2 protein-coding genes and 1 pseudogene are annotated in these 4,823 nt (G+C 72.7%); all 3 read right to left on the minus strand.

What is annotated here, in order from left to right; all coding sequences use genetic code 11:
• Nucleotides 1-204: 204 nt before the first annotated feature.
• Complete coding sequence (meaB, locus tag HUX53_RS16625; RefSeq protein WP_176404113.1) at nt 205-1,188, minus strand: methylmalonyl Co-A mutase-associated GTPase MeaB; 984 nt, start codon at nt 1,186-1,188, stop codon at nt 205-207.
• A complete protein-coding gene (gene scpA, locus HUX53_RS16630) occupies nt 1,185-3,383 on the minus strand; it encodes a methylmalonyl-CoA mutase (RefSeq protein ID WP_176404114.1) in 2,199 nt (732 codons plus the stop codon). The genes meaB and scpA overlap by 4 nt, the downstream gene beginning before the upstream one ends.
• Nucleotides 3,380-4,729 (minus strand): annotated as a pseudogene (locus tag HUX53_RS16635) (methylmalonyl-CoA mutase family protein); the annotation flags it as partial. The pseudogene HUX53_RS16635 and the gene scpA, both read right to left, overlap by 4 nt.
• Between the last annotated feature and the right edge of the window lie 94 nt (nt 4,730-4,823).

The raw sequence follows: 4,823 nt of genomic DNA on the forward strand, positions 1-4,823 counted from the left end.
ATCCGGGCTCGGCGCCGAGCAGCCGCCGCGCCGTCTCGTCCGGGTCCGGGGCGGGCTCCACGGGGTCGGCGGCGTGGACGGCCGCGAGCACCTCGTGCCACGCGCGGATCTGCGCGTCCGTCGGAGCGTCGAGCGCGATGACGTCCATCCGACTTTTGTACCTGATCCCGGGCCGCCGCGACCGGGACCCCGGCCAAACCGGGGTCAGGCGTCCCGGGTGAACGCGGCCAGGATGCGGTCGGCGGCGAGGGCGGGAGTGAGCGTCCCGTCCGCGACCTCCCGCTCCAGTGCCGGGACCAGCTTCCGGACGTCGGGGTGCGCGTGCAGTTCGCCGAGCAGCCGGTCGTGCACCATCGCCCACGTCCAGCCGACCTGCTGGCGGCGGCGCCGCGTCTCCAGCTCGCCGGAGTCGCGCAGCCGCTCCTGGTGCTCGACGATCTTGCCCCACACCTCGTCCAGCCCGGTGCCCTCGCGGGCGCTGCAGGTGAGGACGGGGGTGTCGCGGACGCGTTCGTCGCTGCGCAGCATCCGCAGCGCCCCCGACAGCTCACGGGCGGCGCGCTTGGCCTCCATCTTGTGCTCGCCGTCGGCCTTGTTGACGGCGATCACGTCGGCCAGCTCCAGGACGCCCTTCTTGATGCCCTGGAGCTGGTCGCCGGTGCGGGCGAGCGTGAGGAACAGGAAGGAGTCGACCATTTCGGCGACGGTCGTCTCCGACTGGCCGACGCCCACGGTCTCGACGAGGACGATGTCGTATCCGGCGGCCTCCATGACGACCATCGCCTCGCGGGTGGCCTTGGCGACGCCGCCCAGCGTCCCGGCGGTGGGCGACGGGCGGATGAACGCGTCCGGGTCGACCGCGAGGCGCTGCATGCGGGTCTTGTCGCCGAGGATGCTGCCGCCGGTCCGGGTCGAGGACGGGTCCACGGCGAGCACCGCCACCCTGTGGCCCTCGCCCGTCAGACGGGTGCCCAGGGCGTCGATGAACGTGGACTTGCCGACCCCGGGCACCCCGGTGATCCCGACGCGGCGGGCGTTCCCGGTGTGCGGGGTCAGCTCGACCAGCAGCTTCTGCGCCAGCTCCCGGTGGTCGGGACGGGTCGACTCCACGAGCGTGACCGCGCGGGCGATCCACGCCCGCGACCCGTCCCGCACCCCGGCGACGTAGTCGTCGAGCCCCGGCTTCACGGGGACACGTGCCCCAGTTCGGCGGTCAGCTCGTCCAGGAGGCCGAGCGCCGCGTCCGCGAGGACGGTACCGGGCGGGAAGATCGCCGCCGCGCCGGCGGCGCGCAGCTCGTCGAAGTCCCCGGGCGGGATGACCCCGCCGACGACGATCATGATGTCGGCGCGGCCGAGCGCGGCCAGCTCCTCGCGCAGCGCGGGCACCAGGGTGAGGTGGCCGGCGGCGAGGGAGTTGACGCCGACGATGTGCACGTCGGCCTCGACGGCCTGCCGGGCGACCTCCGCCGGGGTCTGGAACAGCGGGCCCACGTCGACGTCGAAGCCGAGGTCGGCGAACCCGGTCGCGATCACCTTCTGGCCGCGGTCGTGGCCGTCCTGGCCCATCTTGGCGACGAGGATGCGGGGGCGGCGGCCCTCGGCGTCCTCGAACGCGGCGGTCGCGGCGCGCGCCTTCTCGATGCTCGTCACCTGGCCGGCCTCTTCCCGATACACACCGGAGATCGTACGGATCTGCGCCGCGTGCCGCCCGTACGCCTTCTCCAGGGCGTCGGAGATCTCGCCGACGGTCGCCTTGGCGCGGGCCGCGTCGATGGCGAGGGCGAGGAGGTTCTGCTCCAGCCCGGACGCGCGGGTGCCGTTCTCCGCGGCCCCGGCGGCGCGGGTCAGCGCGTCCAGCGCGGATCGCGCGGCCGTCTCGTCGCGCTCCTCCCGCAGCCGGCGCAGCTTGTCGATCTGCTGCGCCCGGACGGACGCGTTGTCGACCTTGAGGACCTCGATCTCCTGCTCGGCGTCCGGACGGTACTTGTTGACGCCGATGACCGGCTGCCGCCCCGAGTCGATGCGGGCCTGGGTGCGGGCCGCGGCCTCCTCGATGCGCAGCTTGGGCAGCCCCTCGTCGATCGCCTTCGCCATGCCGCCGGCCTGCTCGACCTCGGTGATGTGGCCCCAGGCGCGGCGGGCGAGGTCGTAGGTGAGCCGCTCGACGTAGGCGCTGCCGCCCCACGGGTCGATCGTGCGGGTCGTCCCGGACTCCTGCTGCAGGAGCAGCTGGGTGTTGCGGGCGATGCGGGCCGAGAAGTCGGTCGGCAGGGCGAGCGCCTCGTCCAGCGCGTTGGTGTGCAGCGACTGGGTGTGGCCCTGCGTGGCGGCCATGGCCTCGATGCAGGTGCGGGCGACGTTGTTGAAGACGTCCTGCGCGGTCAGCGACCAGCCGGACGTCTGCGAGTGCGTCCGCAGCGACAGCGACTTGGGGTTCTGCGGCCCGAACGTCTTCACGAGCCGCGCCCACAGCAGCCGGGCGGCGCGCAGCTTGGCGACCTCCATGAAGAAGTTCATCCCGATCGCCCAGAAGAACGACAGCCGCGGCGCGAACGCGTCGATGTCGAGCCCGGCGTCGCGTCCGGCACGGATGTACTCGACGCCGTCGGCGAGGGTGTAGGCCAGCTCCAGGTCGGCGGTGGCCCCGGCCTCCTGGATGTGGTAGCCGGAGATCGAGATGGAGTTGTACTTCGGCATCCGCTGCGAGGTGAACGCGAAGATGTCGGAGATGATCCGCATCGACGGCTGCGGCGGATAGATATAGGTGTTGCGGACCATGAACTCCTTGAGGATGTCGTTCTGGATGGTCCCGGCGAGCGCCTCCGGCTTCACCCCCTGTTCCTCGGCAGCGGCGATGTAGAGCGCCAGGACGGGCAGGACGGCGCCGTTCATGGTCATCGACACGCTCATCTTGTCCAGCGGGATGCCGTCGAACAGCTGGCGCATGTCGTAGATGGAGTCGATCGCGACCCCCGCCATGCCGACGTCGCCGGAGACGCGCGGGTGGTCGGAGTCGTAGCCGCGATGGGTGGCGAGGTCGAACGCGACCGACAGGCCCTTCTGCCCGGCCGCGAGGTTGCGCCGGTAGAAGGCGTTGGACTCCTCGGCGGTGGAGAACCCGGCGTACTGCCGGATCGTCCACGGCTGGGTCGCGTACATCGCCGGGTAGGGGCCGCGCAGGTAGGGCGCGATGCCGGGCAGGGTGTCGAGGAAGTCGAGCCCGGCCAGGTCGTCGCCGGTGTAGAGGGGCTTGACCTCGATGCCCTCCGGGGTGTCCCAGCTCTTGGCGTCACCGTCGGAGACGGCGGCGCGCCACCGCTTGGCGGCCTCGTCGGCGGGGGGCGCCGCGCCGAGCTCGATCTCGGTGAAGTCGGGGATCATTCGTTCACTCCCAGATCGTGGAGGGTGGTCTCCAGGACCCCGATCGCGTCGCATCCCGCGTACACGTTGGAGTCGACCCCCTCGTAGGTTCCCTTACCCGCGAGCCAGACCTTCACCGCGCCCGCTTCGCGCAGGATCCGCGCGGCGTCCGCGGCCTGCTCCTCGTACAGCCGGTCGCTGGAGCAGACGCAGGCGACGGTGGTGCCGGACGTCCCGAACTCCTCGGGCGCCCCGGTGACGGTCTCGATGCCGCCCGCCTGGAACAGGTTGGCGGCGAAGGACGCACGGGCCGTGTGGACGGCGATGGGCCCGAGCGTCGCCAGGAACACCTTGGGACGTTCGCCTGTCGCGTCCAGGTGCGCGTCGGAGCGGTCGCGGAGGTCCTCGAAGTCCTGCGCGTACGTCACCACCGGCAGGCCGCCGCCCGGCTGAACCGGCGCAGCGTCCCGCTCGGGCAGCTTCTCGGCGAGGTTGGGGAACTCGCTGACACCGGTGAGCGGGGCCTTGCGCCGGGCGATGTCCTTCCGCCGCCGCGCCCAAGTCGCGGCGAGCCGGTCGGCGATGAGACCCGAGTCCAGGGCGGCGGTGAGGCCGCCGGCCTTCTCGATCTCGGTGAACCAGGCCCACGCGGACTGGGCGAGGCCCTCGGTGAGGCTCTCGGCGTACCAGGACCCGCCGGCCGGGTCGACGACGCGGGCGAGGCTCGACTCCTCCAGCAGCAGGGTCTGGGTGTTGCGGGCGATGCGGCGGGCGAAGCCGTCCGGCAGCCCGAGGCGGGCGTCGAACGGCTGGACGGTGACCGCGTCCGCGCCGCCCACCCCGGCCGCGAACGTCGCGATGGTGGTGCGGAGCATGTTCACCCACGGGTCGCGGCGCGTCATCATCGCCGACGACGTGACCGCGTGGATCCGCGCGGCCGTCCCGTCGGCGGCGCCGCTGGCCTCGGCGACCCGCGCCCACAGGCGGCGCAGCGCGCGCACCTTGGCGATCGAGGAGAACTGGTCGGCGTTGACGGCGAGCCGGAACTCGATCTGCCCGAACGCCTCGTCCACGCTCAGCCCGGCGCCGGTCAGCGCGCGCAGGTAGGCGACCCCGGCGGCGACGGCGGCGCCCAGTTCCTCGGCGTCGCTCCCGCCCGCGTCGTGGTACGGGGTGCCGTCCACGGTGATCGCGCGCAGCTTCGGGAACTCGCGGACGCATCGGACGGCCAGCGCGGCGGCCTCGTCGAGCGACCCGGCGGTTCCGGTGCGGGCGGCCAGCCCGAGCGGGTCCGCGCCGAGGCTCCCGGACGCGGCGTCCGCGTTCCCGCGCTCGGCGACCAGGGCGAGGAAGGCGTCCGCGGCCTCTGCGGCTGTCGCCTATACACATCTGACGCTGACGCCGAAGAGGGGAGCGTAGCGATCGGCCGACGCCGCGACAACACAAACATAACACACAAGC

Source organism: Actinomadura sp. BRA 177, from assembly GCF_013372625.1.
Classification (GTDB): domain Bacteria; phylum Actinomycetota; class Actinomycetes; order Streptosporangiales; family Streptosporangiaceae; genus Spirillospora.